The sequence below is a fragment of the Plantactinospora sp. CNZ320 genome (assembly GCF_002846275.1).
In genome coordinates this window covers 4542702-4561834 of sequence record NZ_PJMP01000001.1, presented here as the reverse complement: position 1 = coordinate 4561834, position 19133 = coordinate 4542702, and the positions used below count along the sequence as shown (strand labels likewise).

The 19133-nt window shown below is 71.0% G+C and carries 16 protein-coding genes; 14 read left to right on the top strand and 2 right to left on the bottom strand.

Features of this window, described 5'->3' with window-relative positions:
- Positions 1–97 precede the first annotated feature (97 nt).
- The 9 genes from CLT71_RS20260 (at position 98) to CLT71_RS20220 (ending at position 11927) form a co-directional block, all read left to right on the top strand.
- Positions 98–2593: an NADH-quinone oxidoreductase subunit G gene (locus CLT71_RS20260; protein ID WP_101368482.1), complete on the top strand. Its 2496-nt coding sequence runs from the start codon at positions 98–100 to the stop codon at positions 2591–2593.
- Positions 2594–2598: 5 nt separating this feature from the next.
- Entirely contained in the window at positions 2599–3996 is a 1398-nt protein-coding gene (nuoH, locus tag CLT71_RS20255; RefSeq protein WP_101371630.1) for an NADH-quinone oxidoreductase subunit NuoH, read from the top strand.
- Between the two features lies 1 nt (position 3997).
- Complete coding sequence (gene nuoI / locus CLT71_RS20250) at positions 3998–4588, top strand: NuoI/complex I 23 kDa subunit family protein (protein ID WP_486483365.1); 591 nt, start codon at positions 3998–4000, stop codon at positions 4586–4588.
- Positions 4585–5355 carry an NADH-quinone oxidoreductase subunit J gene (locus CLT71_RS20245; protein ID WP_101368480.1) on the top strand — a complete coding sequence of 257 codons (771 nt, stop codon included), beginning with the start codon at positions 4585–4587 and terminating at the stop codon, positions 5353–5355. The genes nuoI and CLT71_RS20245 overlap by 4 nt, the downstream gene beginning before the upstream one ends.
- A gap of 2 nt (positions 5356–5357) precedes the next feature.
- Entirely contained in the window at positions 5358–5675 is a 318-nt protein-coding gene (gene nuoK, locus CLT71_RS20240; protein WP_199187664.1) for an NADH-quinone oxidoreductase subunit NuoK, read from the top strand.
- Positions 5676–5688: 13 nt separating this feature from the next.
- Positions 5689–7605, top strand: a complete 1917-nt coding sequence (gene nuoL, locus CLT71_RS20235; RefSeq protein WP_101368479.1) for an NADH-quinone oxidoreductase subunit L — start codon at positions 5689–5691, stop codon at positions 7603–7605.
- An 82-nt stretch (positions 7606–7687) separates the two neighbouring features.
- Complete coding sequence (locus CLT71_RS20230) at positions 7688–9223, top strand: NADH-quinone oxidoreductase subunit M (RefSeq protein ID WP_101368478.1); 1536 nt, start codon at positions 7688–7690, stop codon at positions 9221–9223.
- A gap of 34 nt (positions 9224–9257) precedes the next feature.
- On the top strand, positions 9258–10817 hold the full coding sequence (gene nuoN / locus CLT71_RS20225; protein WP_101368477.1) for an NADH-quinone oxidoreductase subunit NuoN: 1560 nt from the start codon (positions 9258–9260) through the stop codon (positions 10815–10817).
- 66 nt (positions 10818–10883) lie between these two features.
- A complete protein-coding gene (locus CLT71_RS20220; RefSeq protein ID WP_101368476.1) occupies positions 10884–11927 on the top strand; it encodes a polyprenyl synthetase family protein in 1044 nt (347 codons plus the stop codon).
- A gap of 137 nt (positions 11928–12064) precedes the next feature.
- On the opposite strand, the gene CLT71_RS20215 is transcribed toward CLT71_RS20220, so the two are convergent.
- The gene (locus CLT71_RS20215; protein WP_101368475.1) at positions 12065–13342 is read right to left on the bottom strand and encodes an MFS transporter; all 1278 of its coding nucleotides are present in this window, start codon (positions 13340–13342) and stop codon (positions 12065–12067) included.
- A 152-nt stretch (positions 13343–13494) separates the two neighbouring features.
- Between CLT71_RS20215 and CLT71_RS20210 the strand changes: the two genes are divergently transcribed.
- The 4 genes from CLT71_RS20210 (at position 13495) to CLT71_RS20195 (ending at position 16605) form a co-directional block, all read left to right on the top strand.
- Positions 13495–14277, top strand: a complete 783-nt coding sequence (locus tag CLT71_RS20210) for a helix-turn-helix domain-containing protein (protein ID WP_101368474.1) — start codon at positions 13495–13497, stop codon at positions 14275–14277.
- A 288-nt stretch (positions 14278–14565) separates the two neighbouring features.
- Entirely contained in the window at positions 14566–15081 is a 516-nt protein-coding gene (locus CLT71_RS20205; protein WP_101371628.1) for a sigma-70 family RNA polymerase sigma factor, read from the top strand.
- Positions 15078–15773 (top strand): zf-HC2 domain-containing protein, encoded by a 696-nt coding sequence (locus CLT71_RS20200; RefSeq protein ID WP_101368473.1) that lies wholly within the window; start codon positions 15078–15080, stop codon positions 15771–15773. Before CLT71_RS20205 ends, CLT71_RS20200 begins: the two co-directional genes overlap by 4 nt.
- A gap of 241 nt (positions 15774–16014) precedes the next feature.
- Positions 16015–16605: a DoxX family protein gene (locus CLT71_RS20195; RefSeq protein WP_101368472.1), complete on the top strand. Its 591-nt coding sequence runs from the start codon at positions 16015–16017 to the stop codon at positions 16603–16605.
- Between the two features lie 123 nt (positions 16606–16728).
- On the opposite strand, the gene CLT71_RS20190 is transcribed toward CLT71_RS20195, so the two are convergent.
- Positions 16729–18339 carry an ATP-binding cassette domain-containing protein gene (locus CLT71_RS20190; RefSeq protein WP_101368471.1) on the bottom strand — a complete coding sequence of 537 codons (1611 nt, stop codon included), beginning with the start codon at positions 18337–18339 and terminating at the stop codon, positions 16729–16731.
- 89 nt (positions 18340–18428) lie between these two features.
- Between CLT71_RS20190 and CLT71_RS20185 the strand changes: the two genes are divergently transcribed.
- Complete coding sequence (locus CLT71_RS20185; RefSeq protein WP_101368470.1) at positions 18429–19106, top strand: TetR/AcrR family transcriptional regulator C-terminal domain-containing protein; 678 nt, start codon at positions 18429–18431, stop codon at positions 19104–19106.
- Positions 19107–19133: the final 27 nt, after the last annotated feature.

Here is a 19133-nt window from a genome sequence, read left to right as displayed (position 1 = left end):
GTGAGCTTGCGAGCCCCGCAGTCGTGAACGGAAGGCGCGCAGTGAGCGCGAGGAGTGAGCTTGCGAGCCCCGCAGTCGTGAACGGAAGGCGGCTCTGATGACGGACGTTGCGAAGCAGACCGAGACCGTCACGCTCACCATCGACGGCATCGAGGTGACGGCGCCGAAGGGTGCGCTGCTGATCCGGGTCGCCGAACAGCTCGGCATCGAGATCCCCCGGTTCTGTGACCACCCGCTGCTCGCCCCGGCCGGCGCCTGCCGGCAGTGTCTGGTCGACGTCGAGGGGCAGCGCAAGCCGGTCGCCTCCTGCACCCAGACCGTCGCCGACGGCATGGTGGTACGCACCCAGCTCACCTCTCCGGTCGCCAAGAAGGCGCAGGAGGGGATCATGGAGCTGCTCCTGGTCAACCACCCGCTCGACTGCCCGATGTGCGACAAGGGCGGCGAGTGCCCGCTACAGAACCAGGCGATGTCCACCGGGCGTACCGACACCCGCTTCCACGAGCACAAGCGGGAGTACGAGAAGCCGGTCAACATCTCCACGCAGGTGCTGCTGGACCGGGAGCGCTGCGTACTCTGCCAGCGCTGCACCCGGTTCTCCGAGGAGATCGCCGGGGACAAGTTCATCGACCTGATGGGCCGGTCCAGCGCCGAGGAGATCAACGTCTACCGGGACGAGGTCTACGGTGGCGAGGAGGGCGACGAGGGTGACGTCCCGTTCAACTCGTACTTCTCCGGGAACACGGTGCAGATCTGCCCGGTCGGCGCCCTGACCGGTGCGCAGTACCGGTTCCGGGCCCGCCCGTTCGACCTGGTCTCCACCCCGAGCGTCTGCGAGCACTGCTCGGCCGGTTGCGCCCAGCGCACCGACCACCGGCGCGGCAAGGTCATGCGTCGGCTGGCCGGCGACGACCCGGCGGTGAACGAGGAGTGGAACTGCGACAAGGGCCGCTGGGGCTTCCGGTACGCCTTCGCCAACGAGCGGATCACCACCCCGATGGTCCGGGACGCCCGTAGCGGTGAACTGCGCGAGGCCTCCTGGAGCGAGGCGTTCGCGGTCGCCGCCGACGGGCTGCGCGCGGCCCGGGACGGTGGCTCCGGAGTCGGGGTACTCACCGGCGGCCGGCTCACCGTCGAGGACGCGTACGCGTACGCCAAGTTCGCCCGGGTGGCGTTGCAGACCAACGACATCGACTTCCGGGCCCGGCCGCTCTCCGCCGAGGAGGCCCAGTTCCTGGCCAGTACGGTCGCCGGGACGACCGAGGTGACCTACGCCGACGTCGAGCGGGCGCCGGCTGTGGTGATCGCCGGGCTGGAGCCGGAGGAGGAGTGCCCGATCCTCTTCCTGCGGCTGCGCAAGGCCTACAACAAGCGCGGCCTGAAGGTGCTGGCGCTGGCACCGTTCGTGACCCGGGGACTGGCCAAGATCGGCGCGACGGTGCTGACCGCCGCCCCCGGCGACGAGGCGGGGCTGCTGGCCGGGAACGCCTCGATCGCCGAGGCGCTGCGCCAGCCCGGCGCGGTGCTGCTGGTCGGCGAGCGGCTGGCGACGGTGCCGGGTGGGCTCTCCGCCGCCGCCGAGCTGGCTGAGCGTACCGGTGCCAAGCTGGCCTGGGTGCCCCGGCGAGCCGGGGACCGCGGCGCGGTGGACGCCGGCTGCCTGCCGAACCTGCTCCCCGGCGGACGCCCGGTGACCGACGCGGCCGGCCGGGCCGAACTCGCCGGCGCCTGGGAACTCGCCGCCGGGGTCATCCCGAGCCAGCCGGGTCGGGACACCGACGGCATCATCGCCGCCGCCGCGGACGGCTCGCTCGGTGCGCTCGTGGTCTCCGGGGTCGACCCGGCCGACCTGGCCGACCCGAAGCTCGCCGACGCGGCACTGGAGAAGGTGCCCTTCCTGGTCAGCCTGGAGCTGCGGCACAACGCGGTGACCCGCCGCGCCGACGTGGTCTTCCCGGTCGCCCCGGTGGTGGAGAAGGCCGGCAGCTTCCTCGACTGGGAGGGCCGGCTGCGCACCTTCGAGGCGGTGCTGGAGACCGTCGCGATGTCCGACGCCCGGGTGCTGGACGCGATCGCCGCCCAGCTCGACGTGCGGCTCGGCACCGGCGACGTGAACAGCATCCGCCGCGAGCTGGGCGGGCTGCCGGCGACCAAGGCCAACCGGACCGCCGCACCGGCAGTCGAGCCGGCCGCGCCGGTCCGGCCCGGCCCCGGCGAGGCGATCCTGGCAACCTGGCCCCAGCTGGTCGACGCGGGCACCCTGACCGAGGGCGACCCGGCGCTCGGTGGCACGGCCCGGCCGCCGGTGGTCCGGCTCGGCAAGGCCACCGCCGAGGCGCTGGGGGTGGCCGAGGGCGACCCGGTGACGGTCGGCACCGACCGGGGCGCGCTGACCCTGCCGGCGGCGATCACCGACCTGCCGGACGACGTGGTCTGGCTGCCGACCAACTCGCCCGGCGCGAATGTGCGGCGCAGCCTCGGCGTCACCTCCGGTGCGGTCGTTCGGCTCTCCGCCGGCCCGGCCACCCCGGTCGCCGCCGACGCCGCCGGTGTGCCGGGGCCGCTGCTGAACAGCGCTGGAGGTGTGCGATGAGCGGCCTGACCTACCTGGCCCAGGATCCGACGCTGCAGGACTTCGGCAAGGATCCGTGGTGGCTGGTTCTGATCAAGATCGTGGCGGCGTTCGTCTTCGCGGTCCTGGCGACCCTGCTCGGTGTCTGGTTCGAGCGCCGGGTGGTGGCCCGGATGGCCCAGCGGCCCGGCCTGAACCAGATCGGCCCGTTCGGCCTGCTCCAGACCCTCGCCGACGGTCTCAAGATGGCCTTCAAGGAGGACATCCTGCCGAAGGCGGCTGACAAGGTCGTCTACTTCTTCGCGCCGACCATCTCGGTGATCTGCGCGGTGACCGCTCTGTCGGTGGTGCCGTTCGGCCCGATGGTGAGCATCTTCGGCGAGCGGACCCCGCTCCAGGTCACCGACGTCTCGGTGGCCGTACTGGTGCTGCTGGCCTGCTCCTCGATGGGCGTCTACGGCATCGTGCTCGGCGGTTGGGCCTCCGGCTCGACGTACCCGCTGCTCGGCGGGCTGCGCTCGACCGCCCAGATGATCTCGTACGAGGTGGCGCTGGGCCTGAGCATCGTCGCGGTCTTCATGACCGCCGGCACGATGTCGACGAGTGGCATCGTCGCCGCGCAGGCCGACGGGACCCGGCTCAACCTCTTCGGCGTGGTCGACCTGCCCGCACCGGGCTGGTACGCCATCCTGCTGCTGCCGAGCTTCATCATCTTCTTCATCTCCACCGTCGGCGAGACCAACCGGGCGCCGTTCGACCTGCCCGAGGCGGAGTCGGAGCTGGTCGCCGGCTTCATGACGGAGTACAGCTCGCTGAAGTTCGCGCTCTTCATGCTCAGCGAGTACGTCGCCATGGTGACGATGTCGGCGGTCACCACGACGCTCTTCCTCGGCGGTTGGCGGGCACCCTGGCCGATCACCCTCTGGGAGGGCGCGAACTCCGGCTGGTGGCCGCTGCTCTGGTTCATGGGCAAGGTCATCGGTCTGGTCTTCATCTTCATCTGGCTGCGCGGCACGCTGCCCCGGCTCCGCTACGACCAGTTCATGCGGCTGGGCTGGAAGGTGCTGCTGCCGATCAACCTGGTCTGGATCCTGGTCCTGGCCGGCATCCGCACCCTCCAGAAGGAGGACCTCAGCGACTCCACCCGCTACTCGGTGATCGCCGGTGCGGTGCTGGTGGTGCTGCTGGTGACGCTCCTCTGGCCGAGCAAGAAGCGGCCGCCGCAGCGCAGCCTCCAGGAGAAGGTCAACCGTCGGCCCGCCGGCAGCTTCCCGCTGCCGCCGATGGATCTCCAGGTGCCACCGAGCCCCCGGATGAGACGGACGGTCGCCGAGCGGGAGCCGGCCAACGTGGGGGCCGGACAGCCCGCCGGTGCCGGAGAACCGGGCGACGCCGGTACCGGACACGACGAGAAGGAGGTGTGACGTGGGCGCGATCACCGGACCGTTCAAGGGTTTCGGGGTCACCTTCTCGCACATGTTCAAGAAGGTCGTCACCACCGACTACCCGTTCAAGCCGCCGGTCTCGGCGCCGCGCTACCACGGGCGGCACATCCTCAACCGGCACCCGGACGGGCTGGAGAAGTGCATCGGCTGTGAGCTGTGCGCCTGGGCCTGCCCGGCCGACGCGATCTACGTCGAGGGTGGCGACAACACCGAGGAGCAGCGCTTCTCGCCGGGCGAGCGGTATGCCAGCACGTACCAGATCAACTATGCCCGCTGCATCTTCTGCGGGCTCTGCATCGAGGCCTGCCCGACCCGTTCGCTGACCATGAGCAACGAGTACGAGCTGGCCCGGGACAACCGGCAGGACCTGATCTTCACCAAGGAGCAGTTGCTGGCGCCGCTGCTGCCGGGGATGGAGCAGCCGCCGCACCCGATGCGGCTCGGTGACACCGAGAAGGACTACTACGTCGGCGCGCTCACCAACCCGGGCACCTCGGCCGGTGCGGAGCGGGCGCCCTGGTCCGAGACCGCCACGGTCGACGGCTCCGGTACGACGGGAGAACAGCCGTGACGACATCAGCGGTGCTCGCCGCCGCCGGTGGGGTGACCGGCGGGGAACAGGTGACCTTCTGGATCCTGGCCCCGCTGGCCCTGATCGGCGCGATCGGCACGGTCTGGGCCCGCAACGCGGTGCACTCGGCGCTCTGGCTGGTGCTGACCATGCTCTGCCTGGGCGTCTTCTACGTGCTCCAGGCCGGACCGTTCATCGGCATGGTGCAGATCATCGTCTACACCGGCGCGATCATGATGCTCTTCCTCTTCGTGCTGATGCTGGTCGGCCGGGACGCCTCGGACTCGCTGATCGAGACGCTGCGCGGGCAGCGGGTCGCCGCGATCCTGCTCGGCCTCGGCTTCGGCGCCCTGCTCGCCACCGGGATGTGGCGGGCGCTCGGCCAGCCGGACGCGGCCGGTCTGGAGCAGGCGAACGCGAACGGCAACGTGCAGGGCATCGCCGCACTGCTCTTCACCAGGTACGTCTTCGCCTTCGAGATCACCTCCGCGCTGCTGATCACCGCGGCGGTCGGCGCGATGGTGCTGGCCCACGTGGAGCGGCGCCGCGAGGACCGGATGGACCAGATCGCCACGATGAAGGCCCGGTTCCGCCCCGGCAACTACCCGGGACCGAAGCCCGGCCCCGGCGTCTACGCCACCTCGTCCTCGGTCGCCACCCCGGCCCGGCTGCCGGACGGCAAGCTCACCGAGCGGAGCGTTCCGCAGATCCTGCCGCAGCGTGAACTCTCCGCCGAGGAGACGGCGCTGAAGGGGACGGAGAAATAGAGATGTCGGACTTCCTGTCGGTGTCGCCGAACCACTACCTGATCCTCGCCTGCCTGCTCTTCACGGTCGGCGCGGTCGGGGTGCTGATCCGGCGCAACGCGATCGTCCTCTTCATGTGCATCGAGCTGATGCTCAACGCGGCCAACCTCGCGCTTGTCACGTTCAGCCGGATCAACGGCGACCTGAACGGTCAGATCATGGCGTTCTTCGTCATGGTGGTGGCCGCCGCCGAGGTCGTGGTCGGGCTGGCCATCATCATGACGATCTTCCGGACTCGACGCTCGGCGAGCGTCGACGACGCCAACCTGTTGAAGTACTAAGAGGGGCCCACCAGTGGAACATTCTGTGGAGTACGCCCACGCCACGGGGTTGCTGGGCAGCGTGTGGCTGCTGGTGGCCATCCCGCTGGTCAGCGCGGCCATCCTGCTGCTGCTCGGCCGGCGTGCCGACCGGTGGGGACACTGGCTCGGCGTGGCCAGCGTCGGCGTCATCTTCGTGCTCGGCCTGACCTACTTCTTCTCGCTGCGGGGCCTTGCGAACCGCTCGGTCGAGCTGAGCCTCTGGGACTTCATCGCGGTCGGTGACCTGCACGTCGACTTCGGCCTGCTCTTCGACCCGCTGGCCGCGGTCTTCGTACTGCTGATCACCGGCGTGGGCTTCCTGATCCACGTGTACGCGGTCGGCTACATGGCGCACGACGCCGGGCGGCGGAAGTTCTTCGGGTACTTCAACCTCTTCGTCGCGGCGATGCTGCTGCTGGTACTCGGCAACAACTACGTGATGCTCTACGTCGGCTGGGAGGGCGTCGGTCTGGCGTCGTACCTGCTGATCTCGTTCTGGACCGACCGGCCGAGCGCGGCGACCGCCGGCAAGAAGGCGTTCCTGATGAACCGGGTCGGCGACGCCGGCCTGGCGATCGCGATCTTCATCATGTTCGCCACCCTGGGTAGCACCCAGTACGCCGACGTCTTCAACGGCGCCGGAGCGCTCGCCGGCGGCACGGTACTGGCGATCGGCCTGCTGCTGCTGCTCGGTGCGACCGGCAAGTCCGGCCAGTTCCCGCTCCAGGCCTGGCTGCCGGACGCGATGGAGGGCCCGACCCCGGTCTCCGCGCTGATCCACGCCGCCACGATGGTGACCGCCGGGGTCTACCTGATCGCCCGGTCCAACCCGATCTTCTCGCTCGACCCGACGTTGCAGACCGTGGTGGTCAGCGTCGGCGCGCTCACCCTGCTGATGGGCTGCATCATCGGCGCGGCCAAGGACGACATCAAGCGGGTCCTCGCCTGGTCGACGGTGAGCCAGATCGGCTACATGTTCCTCGGCGTCGGGCTCGGCGGCGGGGCGTACGCGCTGGCCATCATCCACCTGCTCGCGCACGGCTTCTTCAAGGCCAACATGTTCCTCGGGGCCGGTTCGGTGATGCACGGCATGAAGGACCAGGTGGACATCCGCCGGTTCGGCGGGCTGTCGAGGTACATGAAGATCACCTGGATCACCTTCGGCCTCGGCTGGCTGGCGATCATCGGCATGTGGCCGTTCTCCGGCTTCTTCACCAAGGAGCCGATCATCGTCGAGGCGTTCGCCCGGGACGACTGGACCGCCTGGCTCTACGGCGGTGCCGCACTGCTCGGCGCCGGCCTGACCGCCTTCTACATGACCCGGCTCTTCGTGCTGACCTTCCACGGCCCGAAGCGCTGGACCGAGGACATCGAGCACCCGCACGAGTCCCCGCCGATCATGACTGTGCCGCTGATCCTGCTCGGCATCGGCTCGGTGGCCGCCGGTGGGCTGATGGCGAGCCCGGTCGCCGACTGGCTGACCCCGGTGCTCGGGCACGGCGCGCACCACGAGCCGGTGCTCTCGCACACCGTGATCACCGTGCTCTCGCTCGGCCTGACCGTGCTCGGCGCCGGCCTGGCCTGGCTGCTGTTCCGCAACGGCACCGCGTTGCAGGAGCAGCCGGCCGGCCCGGTGGTCCGGGCCGCGCGGCGCAACCTCTACACCGACGCGTTCAACGAGGCGGTCTTCGAGAAGCCGGGCATCTTCCTGACCCGCGCACTCGTCTTCCTCGACAACCGGGGCATCGACGGACTGGTCAACGCGCTCGCCGCCGCGGTCGGCGGTGGATCGGGCCGGCTGCGCCGGATGCAGACCGGCTTCGTCCGGTCGTACGCGATGTCCATCATGACCGGCGCGGTCCTGGTGGTGGCGGCGTTCCTGGCGGTCCAACTGGGGTGGTTCGCGTGACCCACCACAACCCCCCGGCCGCACCGAACCGGCCGGGCGACCTCGACCGGCCGGGCACTGACGACGGAGGTAAGGCCGAATAATGTCCGACTTCCCCTTCCTCTCGGTGCTCACCGTCGCGCCGCTGGTCGGCGCGCTGGTGGTGGTCTTCCTGCCGGCCAGCCGGGGCGAGCTGGCCAAGCGGATCGCGCTCGGCTGGTCGCTGGGCGTACTGGTGCTCTCGATCTTCATGTGGATCGCCTTCGAGGCCGGCGGCGACCGGCTCCAGCTCCGCGAGTCGTACTCGTGGATCCCGCGCTGGGGGGTGAACTTCACCTTCGCCGCCGACGGCATCGCGCTTGTCATGCTGATGCTGATCGCCTTGCTGGTACCGCTGGTGATCCTCGCCTCCTGGCACGACGCGGAGAAGTCGAAGCGCTCGGTGCCGGTCTACTTCGCGCTGCTGCTCTTCCTCGAGTGCACGATGATCGGCGTCTTCGCCGCCGCCGACGTCTTCCTCTTCTACGTGTTCTTCGAGGTAATGCTCGTCCCGATGTACTTCCTGATCGGCAGCTACGGCGGCCACCAGCGGCAGTACGCGGCAGTGAAGTTCTTCCTCTACTCGCTCGTCGGCGGCCTCTTCATGCTCGCCGCGGTGATCGGGCTCTGGGTGGTCGGCGGCAAGACCTTCGACTGGCAGGCGCTGACCCAGATCGACATCTCCACCGGGACCGAGCGCTGGCTCTTCCTGGGCTTCTTCATCGCCTTCGCGATCAAGGCGCCGTTCTTCCCGTTCCACACCTGGCTGCCGGACGCCGGTGGCGCCGCCCCGGCGGGTGCCGCCGCGCTGCTGGTCGGGGTACTCGACAAGGTCGGCACCTTCGGCATCCTGCGGTACTGCCTGCCGCTCTTCCCCGAGGCGTCGAAGTGGTTCGCCCCGTACGCCATCGCGCTGGCGCTGATCGGCATCATCTACGCGGCACTGCTGGCGGTCGGGCAGAACGACCTGAAGCGGCTCGTCTCCTACACCTCGATCGCGCACTTCGGCTTCATCGGTGTCGGGCTCTTCGCCTTCACCACCCAGGCCGGCACCGGCGCGGTGCTCTACATGGTCAACCACGGCCTCGCCACCGGCCTGCTCTTCCTGGTGGTCGGCATGCTCGTCGCCCGGCGCGGCTCCGCGCTGATCACCGACTTCGGTGGTGCCGGCAAGCTGGTACCGCTGCTCGCCGGGGTGTTCTTCTTCGCCGGCCTCGCCTCGCTGGCCCTGCCCGGCACGGCACCGTTCATCTCCGAGTTCCTGGTGCTGATCGGCACCTACACGGTGAACAAGCCGGTCGCGATCATCGCCACCGTCGGGATCATCCTGGCCGCCGCGTACGTGCTCTGGATGATCCAGCGGACCACCCAGGGCACGCTCAACCCGGCGCTGACCGAGGTGGAGGGGATGAAGCGGGACCTGTCGATCCGGGAGAAGGTCGTGGTCGCCCCGCTGATCGCGTTGCTGCTGCTGCTCGGCTTCTACCCGAAGCCGGTCACCGACGTCATCAACCCCGCCGTCCAGGCCACCATGGAGCAGGACCTCGGCAAGCAGGACCCGGCGCCGACGGTGGGCACCGTCCAGGAGGCACACCGGTGAGCCGGCTGCCAGTCGCGTACGTAAGGAAGGTCCGATAATGGATCTCAAGCTGCCGGACATCGACTACGCGGCTCTGGCACCGATCCTGGTGCTGTTCGGAGCCTCCGTGCTCGGCGTACTGGTCGAGGCGTTCGTACCCCGGAAGAGCCGGAACCTGACCCAGCTCATCCTCGGCCTGCTCGCCGTGACCGGCGCGCTGGTCGCGGTGGTGCGCAACGCGCACGACCGGCTGGTCACCGCTGGCGGGGCGATCGCGGTCGACGGCCCGACGCTCTTCCTCCAGGGTTCGATCCTGGTGCTCGCCGGGATGTCGCTGCTGCTGATCGGCGAGCGCACGGTGCAGCGCGGCGGCGCGTTCGTGGCGCACGCCGCGGTCACCGTCGGCTCGCCGGAGGACCAGCGGCAGGCGGCCGACTCCGACGGTGCGACCGAGGTCTACCCGCTGACCCTCTTCGCCATCTCCGGCATGCTGCTCTTCGTCGCCGCGAACGACCTGCTGACGATGTTCATCGCGCTTGAGGCGTTCTCGCTGCCGCTCTACCTGCTCTGCGCGCTGGCCCGGCGCCGGCGGCTGCTGAGCCAGGAGGCGGCGCTGAAGTACTTCCTGCTCGGCTCGTACGCCTCGGCGTTCTTCCTCTTCGGCATGGCCCTGGTCTACGGCTTCACGGTCGGTGCCGGCGGCGCCGGCTCCGGTGGTGGGGTCGACTTCGGCACCATCCGGACTGCGGTCACCGACTCGGCCGCCAGTGAGATTCTTCTCTTCGCCGGGCTCGCGCTGCTCTCCATCGGGCTGCTGTTCAAGATCGCGGCGGCGCCGTTCCACGTCTGGACCCCTGACGTCTACCAGGGCGCTCCGACCCCGATCACCGGCTTCATGGCCGCCTGCACCAAGGTCGCCGCGTTCGGCGGTCTGCTCCGGGTGCTGCACGTGGCGTTCTCCGGGGCGAGCTGGGACTTCACCCCGGTGCTCGGCGTCATCGCGGTGCTGACCATGCTGGTCGGGGCGGTACTGGCGGTCACCCAGACCGACATCAAGCGGCTGCTCGCGTACTCCTCGGTGGCGAACGCCGGGTACCTGCTGGTCGGCGCCCTGGTGCTCTCCAAGGACGGCCTGTCCAGCACGATGTTCTACCTCGTCGCGTACGGCTTCACGGTGCTCGCCGCGTTCGGCGTGGTGACCCTGGTCCGGGACGCGGACGGCGAGGCGACCCACCTGTCCCGGTGGGCCGGGCTGGGCCGGCGTTCCCCGCTGTATGCCGGACTCTTCACCTTCCTGCTGCTCGCCTTTGCCGGTATCCCACTGACAAGCGGGTTCACCAGCAAGTTCGCGGTCTTCGGGGCGGCTCTCGACGCCGGCCAGGTCTGGCTGGTGATCGCGGGCGTGCTGACCAGCATGATCCTCGCCTTCCCGTACCTGCGGGTGGTCGTGATGATGTGGCTCTCCGAGCCGGGCGAGTCGACTCCGACGGTGTCGTTGCCCGGTGGGCTGACCGCCGCGGCCCTGATGATCGGGGTCGTCGCCACGCTGGTGCTCGGGGTAGCCCCGGCACCGCTGCTGGATCTCGCCAACGGCGCCGCCGAATTCGTCCGATGAACGGTGACCCCCACGCCCCTGCCGAGCGCGACCGCCCCCGACCAGGGGTTGGCCGGCGGGTGTGGCATGGTTGAAGGCGTGGGGGGAACGGCTGGCGGCATGGCGGACTTGCGGCTCGACACTATCGGGCTCGAGTTCGCGGATGCCCGCGTGGAAGCATCGGTGGCCGGCGTGCTGGCCAAGGTCGAGTCGGCGCTGCGGGAAAACGTCGCCAGCGCCGACCCGATGGTGGACGAGGCTGCCCGGCACCTGATGGATGCCGGCGGCAAGCGGTTCCGTCCCCTGCTGGTGGCGCTCGGCGCCCAGTTCGGTGACCCGCTCGCCCCGCACGTCGTACCGGCGGCGGTGGTGATGGAACTCACCCATCTCGCCACGCTCTACCACGACGACGTGATGGACGAGGCGCCGGTGCGCCGGGGTGCGCCGAGTGCGAACTCCCGGTGGGGCAACTCGGTGGCGATCCTGGTCGGCGACTATCTCTTCGCCCGGGCCGCCGACATCGCCGCCGATCTCGGTACCGAGGCGGTCCGGTTGCAGGCCCGGACGTTCGCCCGGCTGGTGCACGGGCAGATCGCCGAGACCGTCGGCCCGCGCGACGCCGACCCGGTCACGCACTACCTGAACGTGATCGCCGAGAAGACCGGTTCCCTGATCGCCACCTCGGCCCGGTTCGGCGGTATGTTCGGCGGTGCTCCGGCCCCGCACATCGAGGCACTCGCCGGGTACGGCGAGACCATCGGGACCGCCTTCCAGCTCTCCGACGACCTGCTCGACATCTCCTCCGAGTCGGTGCAGTCCGGCAAGACCCCCGGCACCGACCTGCGGGAGGGCGTGCCGACCCTGCCGGTGCTCTACGCGCTCGGCATGGACGACGGCGACGCGGCCTCGGTACGGCTGCGCGAGATCCTCTCGCTCGGCCCGATCACCGACGACGCGCTGCACGCCGAGGCGCTCGGCCTGCTCCGCGAGTCTCCGGCGATGAAGCGGGCCCGGGAGACGGTCCGCAGCTATGCCGAGGAGGCCCGCTCCCGCCTCGCCCCGCTGCCCGACAGCGCGCCCCGGCAGGCGCTCGAATCGCTCTGCGACTTCATCGCCGACCGCACCGGCTGAGACCGTCATCCGCCCGGCCCAGAGCGTCGCTCGCCGGCCAGATCACCAATCCTGACCCCGAGGGGTAGGACGACCCGTTGCCGGGCCACCCGAACGGCCCTGCGGCGTTGCCGAGCTACCCGAACCGTCCTGCGGCGTTACCCCGCCACCCGAATCGCCCTGCGGCGTTGCCGGGGCACCCGGACCTGCGGGGCCGGCGGGGCCGGCGGCGGGACGGTGTCGTCCGCCCGGTGGCGCAGACCGGCCAGCAGCATCCTCCGGCCGGCCAGCATCAGGGCGGCGGCGACCAGCATCGCCGCCGCCGCGACCAGCCACATCGTCGGGTACCCGAGATGCTCGGCGAGGGTGCCGAGGCCGAGCGGGCCGAGGCAGCCGCCCGCGTACACCCCGGTCTGGGTGATCGAGGTGGCCGTGGTCGGCGCCTGCGGGTGCAGCCGGACCACCGCGAAGTTGAGCAGCCCGGGCCAGGCCCAGCCGAGGCCGAAGCCGAGTACCACGCCGGCCACCAGTGCCGGCGGGGCGGCCAGGTGCAGCAGGCCCAGCCCGCCCGCACCGACAGTCAGCATCGCGGCGACGGTGTTGAGGTGGCCTCCGGAGCGGCGGTCGGCCAGCGCGCCCATCAGGATCCGGGAGAGCAGGCAGACGGTGCCGCCGAGGGTGAGCACCAGGCCGGCGAGTCCCGGCGAGAGGCCACGGACCGCCGCCGAGTCGACCAGGAAGGTGCCGAGGGCGTTCGCCGAGCCCGCGGCCAGGGTGCCGGCCACGCCGAGGACGACGAGCGGTCCGTTCGCCCGGCCGCCGCGCCCCCGCGCCTGGTGCGCCGACCGCCCGGCACCGGCGGGTACGACCGGCAGGATCGCCAGCGCGAGTACGGCGGCGGCGACGAACGCCCAGCGCCAGCCGACGGTAAGCGCCACGGCCGGTACGGCGGCTCCGGCCAGCAGGGTTCCGGCCGGGATGGCGGCCTGCTTGACCCCGAAGGAGAGTCCCTGCCGGCCCGGCGGGACCTGGTGCGCCAGGGTGGCGTTGCTGGCCATCTGGCTGAGCGGGTTGGCCAGGGCGACCACGGCCAGCAGGACGAGGAGTACCGGATAGGAGCGGGCGACGGCGGCGACCGCCAGCATGGTGGCGGCGACCAGCAGCAGGCTGGCCCGGGCGACGACGGTCGGGCCGTACCGCTCGACGAGGGCGCCGGACGGGACGGAGGCGAGCGCGCTCACGCCGAAGTAGACGGCGACGGCCAGCCCCAGGCCGGCGGGGGAGAGATCCAGCTCGACACCGAGCTGTACGGCGAGCCCGCCGACGAGGAAGACCGGGAGTACCCCGGCGACGGTGATGACGGCGGCGGCGAGCACCGTACGGGTCGGCGAGGCGAAGGTACCGGCCGCTTGGGTGTCATCGGTTAGATCGGCCATTTGGGACGAGCCTACGCGAGCCGCCCGTATGAACCGTTCGTGTCTATGGCAGTACGCACGGTCGCTGTAGATCTGGCATCCTCAATCCGATCGGGCATTTCGCAGGCGCCCGGTTTTTCATATTCTGTAAGTCCCCGGCGGCGGAGGTGGTTGTGCGCGACCCCTTGGCGGAACCTTCGGACCTGATCCGCAGCGTGTCGCGTGCCCTGCGCGTGCTCGAAGCGGTCGGACGGGCCCCGAAGGGCCTGACCGTGAAACAGATTGCCCGGCGTTGCGAGTTGACTGTGGCCACCACGTACCACCTGGTGCGCACGCTCGCCTACGAGGGCTATGTGATCAGGCGCGAAGATGGCACGTACATCGTCGGATTGGAGGTGGCGGACCGGTACCGCGAACTCGTCACCGCGTTCCGCGGACCACCCGCGGTGGGCGAGTCGCTGCGCCGGGCCGCCTCGGACACCGGCTACAGCCACTACCTGGGGCGGTTCGTCGGCGGGCAGGTGGCGGTCACCGCGGTCGCCGAGGGGCCCCGGTCGCCGTACCTGGAGGATCTGGTCCCCGGCTTCGACGAGGGCGCCCACGCCACCGCACTCGGCAAGGCGTTGCTCGCCACCCTCACCCCGGAGCAGCGCTTCCGCTACCTGCGCGAGTACGGGATGCGGCCGTTCACCTCGGCCACCCTGGTCGCCGCCGACGCGTTCGAGGCGGACCTGGCGGCCGGCGACCGGCGTGGCATGCACCTGGAGCTGGGCCAGTTCCGGCACGGTGTCGCCTGTGCGGCCGTGCTGATCAGCCCGGACAAGGACATGGAGCGGCGGGTGGTGCTCGCCTGCGCGCTGCCGGCGGCCGAGATGATGACGTCGGCCCGGGTGGTCCGGGCCAAGCTGCTGGCGGTGGCCCGTGCCGTCGCCGACGGCCTCGCCTCCGAGAACTGACCGGTCCCCGGACCGGAACGTGGTCTCCTGCTACCCCGGGCAGGGGAGCAGGAGACCACGAGGGACGCCGGCGCTCGGTCAGCTGCCGCGCTCCGCAGCGCCGCCGTCTGTCGGGTCGCCCTCCGCAGCGCCGCCGTCCGTCGGGCCGGGTTCGGGTGGCCACCGTCACCGCTGTTGAACCGTCCGGGCACCGGATGCGTGGAACCAGGAGCCGGGGTGGAACCAGCAGCCGAGGTGGAACCAGGAGCCGGGGTCGGTCGGAGCCCAGCGGGCGGGAGGCGACGGGACATCAGCGACGAGGACGCCGAACTGCTGCGCGCCATGCACGACGAACACGCTGACGCGCTGCTCGCGCACGCCCTGCGACTGACCGACGGCGACCGGCAGCGGGCCGAGGACCTGGTGCAGGAGACGCTGCTGCGGGCGTGGCGACATCCGGAGGCGCTCGACCCGGATCGGGGTCCGGTGCGGGCCTGGCTCTTCACCATCGCCCGCAACCTCGCCATCGACGCCTGGCGGCGGCGCAGCGTCCGGATCGGCGAGGTGATCACCGACGAGCTGCCCGAGCCGCCGCAGGTGGTCGACGAGACGGACCGGGCGGTGGAGGCGTGGACGGTGGCGGAGGCGCTCAACCGGCTCTCGCCACAACACCGGGAGGTACTGGTGGAGTGCTTCTACCAGGGCCGGTCGGTGACCGAGGCGGCCGCCCGGCTGGGCGTACCGCCGGGGACTGTGAAGTCGCGGACGCACTACGCGCTGCGCTCGCTGCGGCTGGTACTGGCGGAGATGGGGGTGACCGGGTGACGAATTGCGAGTACGCCCACGACGACGGGGCGTACGTGCTGGGTGCCCTGTCTCCCGCCGAGCGGGCCGAGTACGAACGGCACCTGGCCGGCTGCCCGACGTGCCGGGAGGCGGTGGCCGAGATTGCCGTACTGCCCGGACTGCTGGGGCGGCTCGATCCGGCCGGGTTGGAGGAGATCGCCCCGGTGCCGAGCACCGGTGAACGGCTGCCGAAACTGCTCGACGAGGCCCGGTCCCGCCGACGTCGGGAGCGGCGTCGCGGCCGGCTCCGTACCGGTGGGTTCGCCCTGGTCGCCGCCGCTCTGGCCGCAGTGCTCGGGTTCGGCGTCGCCGTACCGGTGCTGGACGGCGGTGACACCGGCACCGATCTCGAGGTGCGGATGGTCGCCATGCAGCCGGTGGCCGGCAACGTGCCGGTCAGCGCCGAGATCGGCTTCGACGGTACGCGCTGGGGCACGCTGATCACGATGCGCTGCCAGTACGAGAAGACCAGGGACTACACCAAGGCGTACACGTTCCGGCTGGTGGCGCACGGCCCGAACGGTGCGACGGAGCAGATCGGCTCCTGGCTCGCCGCGCCCGGCGACGACGCCACCTTCACCGGCGTCACCCGTTTCACCAGGTCCGAGCTGATCCGCCTCGAACTCCTCAGGTACGACAACACCCCGCTGCTCGCCTACGACGTGCCGTAGGCCGGCGCACTGCCGTAGGCCGACCCAGTGCCAGTGCCGTAGGCCGGCGCACTGCCGTCGGCCGGCGCGCTCGACTGTGGACGCCGGCCGGGTCCGGGGTCCCGGGACCCGACGGGTCTTTGGTCCCGGGACCCGGGCGGGCCGTTGGTCCCGGGCATTGGGGCGCTCGGGCCCGGGTGCGCGGGCGCCGCACCGAGCAGAGTGATGGGTGTCAGGACAAGGGTCGACCTCGGAGGTCACGATGACCACCCGCCACGCTATCCGCCCGATCACCACCCCGCTGGAGCGGGCCGACTCGCCCGGCGCGATGTTGACCAAGACCGGCGCCAAGGCACTCGCCGTGCTGCGCATCTCGACCGGCTTCGTCTTCCTCTGGGCCTTCCTGGACAAGACCTTCGGTCTCGGCTACTCGACGCCGACCGAGCGGGCCTGGATCAACGGCGGCTCGCCGACCAAGGGCTTCCTCGCGAACGTCTCGGTGGGGCCGTTCGAGTCGGTCGCGCACAGCATCGCCGGCACCTGGTGGGCGAACTGGCTCTTCATGCTCGGCATGCTCGCGGTCGGTGTCGCGTTGATCGCCGGGATCGGCCTGCGGGTGGCCGCCGCCTCGGGCGCACTGATCATGGTGCTGATGTGGTTCGCCGAGTTCCCCCTCGCCCAGCACAACAGCGCTGGTGAGCCGACCGGCTCCACCAACCCGTTCATGGACTACCACCTGATCTACGCCATCGTGCTGATCGTCCTGGCGGCGACGTACGCCGGGCACACCTGGGGGCTGGGCCGGATCTGGGCACGACTGCCCTTCGTGCAGCGGAACCGCTGGATGATCTGACCCCATCGGGGCACCCTCCCCGGGGCGCCCACCCCCCACCAGTCTCGCGGACCGTTCCCCCCACGGTCCGCGAGACTCGTGTGTGCGCAGGTGCCACCAAGAATCTTGGGTTTCCCGGGGAGCTCAGCGGGGGCGGTCGACCCGGCCCTCGGTCCAGACCGGTTCGGCGGTCTCGGTCACCCGGCCGTCCGCACCGAAGAGCAGACAGCGGTCAGTGTGCGCGGCGAACCAACGGTCGTGGGTGACGGTGAGGACCGTACCGGCAAAGCCCTCCAGCCCTCGTTGCAGCGCGTCGGCGCTGGCCAGGTCGAGGTTGTCGGTCGGTTCGTCGAGCAGCAGCAGGGTCGCCCCGGCCAGTTCGAGCAGCAGGATCTGCAACCGGGCCTGCTCGCCGCCGGACAGGCTCTGGAACGGCTGGTCCCAGGCGGGCGCGATCTCGTAACGGGCCAGCGCCGCCATCGCGTCGTTGCGGAGCAGGGCGTGCCCGGTCATCAGGATCTCGGCCGGGGTGCGGTCGTACAGGTCGGGGCGGGCGTGGGTCTGGGCGAAGTGTCCGGGTACGACCCGGGCGCCGAGCCGTACCGTACCCCGGTGCGGCACCTGGTCCGCCCCGGCCAGCAGCCGGAGGAACTGGGACTTGCCGGAGCCGTTGGAGCCGAGTACGGCGACCCGTTCGCCGTACCAGACCTCCAGGTCGAAGGGGCGCATCAGGCCGGTCAGTTCGAGTTGCCGGCAGACGAGGGCCTGTTTGCCGGTACGTCCGCCGCGCAGCCGGATCCGCACGTTCTGCTCCTTCGGCGGCCGGGTCGGCGGACCGGCGGACTCGAAGCGGGCCAGTCGACTCCGTGCCGCCCGGTACGCCGAGGCGAGCGCGTCGTTGCGGGCCGCGCCCTGCCGGGCGAGGTGCACCAGCTGCCGGAGCCGGGCGTGCTCGGACTCCCAGTGTCGGCGGCGCTCGTCGAGCCGGTCGATCCGGTCCCGCCGGGCCGCCGGATAGCTGGCGAAACCCCCGCCATGCACCCAGACCTGCCGGTTCTCGACGCTGACGATCCGGTCGGCCGCCTCGGCGAGCAGTTGCCGGTCGTGCGAGACCAGCAGCACGGTCTTGGTGCTGGCCCGAAGCTGCCGCTCCAGCCACTGCTTGCCTGGTACGTCGAGGTAGTTGTCGGGCTCGTCGAGCAGCAGCAGCCGGTCGGGGCCGCGCAGCAGGGCCTCCAGCACGAGTCGCTTCTGTTCGCCGCCGGAGAGGCTGTGCACGTCCCGCCCGGCGGCCCGCTCGTACGGCAGCCCGAGCGCCTCCGTAGTCACCGCCTCCCAGACGACTTCGAGGTCGTAGCCGCCGGCCTCGACGTACTCGGTGACGGTGTGCGCGTAGCGGAGCTGGGCCGGCTCGTCGTCGCGTTCCCGTAACGCGCGCTCGGCCTCGGCGAGTGCGGCGGCGGCCTGCCGGATCCGGTCGGGTGCCACCGACAGCAGCAGGTCGCCGACGCTGCGGTGGTCGCGGATCGTGCCGATGAACTGGCGCATCACGCCGAGCCCGCCGGAGGTGACGATCTCGCCGGCGGTCGGCGTCAGGTCGCCGGCGACCAACCGGAGCAGGGTGGTCTTGCCGGCGCCGTTCGGCCCGACGAGTGCGGCGGTGACTCCGTCGGCGACCCGGAACGACACGTCGTCGAGCAGCGGGCGCCCGTCGGGCAGCCGGTAGTGCAGGTGTCGGATCTCGACGTGTGCCACGGGGAACCTCCCGGCCGGTACTCTAGACCAACGTTCTAGAGTCTAGAACAACGTTCTAGAGCCGGAACGCCGGACTAGACTCCCGGGACATGACAGGAGTCTGGCTACGCCCCCCGCGTTCCCCGGGCCGCAGCGGGCCGCCGCTGCACCGGGACCGGATCGTCGACGCGGCGATCGAACTGCTCGACCGGGAGGGCGTCGGCGGGCTCACCATGCGGCGACTGGCCGAGCGACTGGGCGCCGGCTCCACCACCCTCTACTGGCACGTCACGAACAAGGACGACGTACTCGACCTGGCCCTGGACCAGATCTTCGGCGAGGTCGTCCTCCCCGAACCGTCGACAACCGACGACTGGCGGGCCGACGTCGAGACGCTGCTGCTCGGCTGGCGGGCGGCGATGCTCCGGCACCCGTGGTCGGCGGCGCTGGTCGGCCGACCGTTGCTCGGACCGAACGTGCTGACCCGAACCGAGTTCCTCCAGTCCACCCTGCGCCGGGCCGGGCTGGTGGAGCCGGACCTGAGCGCCGCCACGCACGCGCTGGCCAACTACGTCATCGGGGCGGCCGTCACGCTCTCGTCCTGGCAGCGTCTCGACGATCCCGAGTCGCGACAGGCCGCCCGGGTGCACCTCGCCGGCCAGCGGGAGCGCTATCCCACCCTTGTCGAGACCGGGCACCTGGACGACCGGGACGAGGACGGCACCTTCCGGCGCGGGCTGGGGTACCTGCTCGACGGACTTCCGGCGACGGGGGCTGCCGGCCAGTGACGACGGGCGGCCCCCGTCCGGGGACGG

What these genes read in the sequence shown, in the direction of transcription:
- CLT71_RS20260 (WP_101368482.1), top strand. Translation starts at nt 98, where the DNA reads ATGACGGACGTTGCGAAGCAGACCGAGACCGTCACGCTCACCATCGAC.
- nuoK (WP_199187664.1), top strand. Translation starts at nt 5,358, where the DNA reads ATGTCGGACTTCCTGTCGGTGTCGCCGAACCACTACCTGATCCTCGCC.
- CLT71_RS20230 (WP_101368478.1), top strand. Translation starts at nt 7,688, where the DNA reads ATGTCCGACTTCCCCTTCCTCTCGGTGCTCACCGTCGCGCCGCTGGTC.
- CLT71_RS20220 (WP_101368476.1), top strand. Translation starts at nt 10,884, where the DNA reads ATGGTTGAAGGCGTGGGGGGAACGGCTGGCGGCATGGCGGACTTGCGG.
- CLT71_RS20215 (WP_101368475.1), bottom strand. Translation starts at nt 13,342, where the DNA reads ATGGCCGATCTAACCGATGACACCCAAGCGGCCGGTACCTTCGCCTCG.
- CLT71_RS20195 (WP_101368472.1), top strand. Translation starts at nt 16,015, where the DNA reads ATGACCACCCGCCACGCTATCCGCCCGATCACCACCCCGCTGGAGCGG.
- CLT71_RS20185 (WP_101368470.1), top strand. Translation starts at nt 18,429, where the DNA reads ATGACAGGAGTCTGGCTACGCCCCCCGCGTTCCCCGGGCCGCAGCGGG.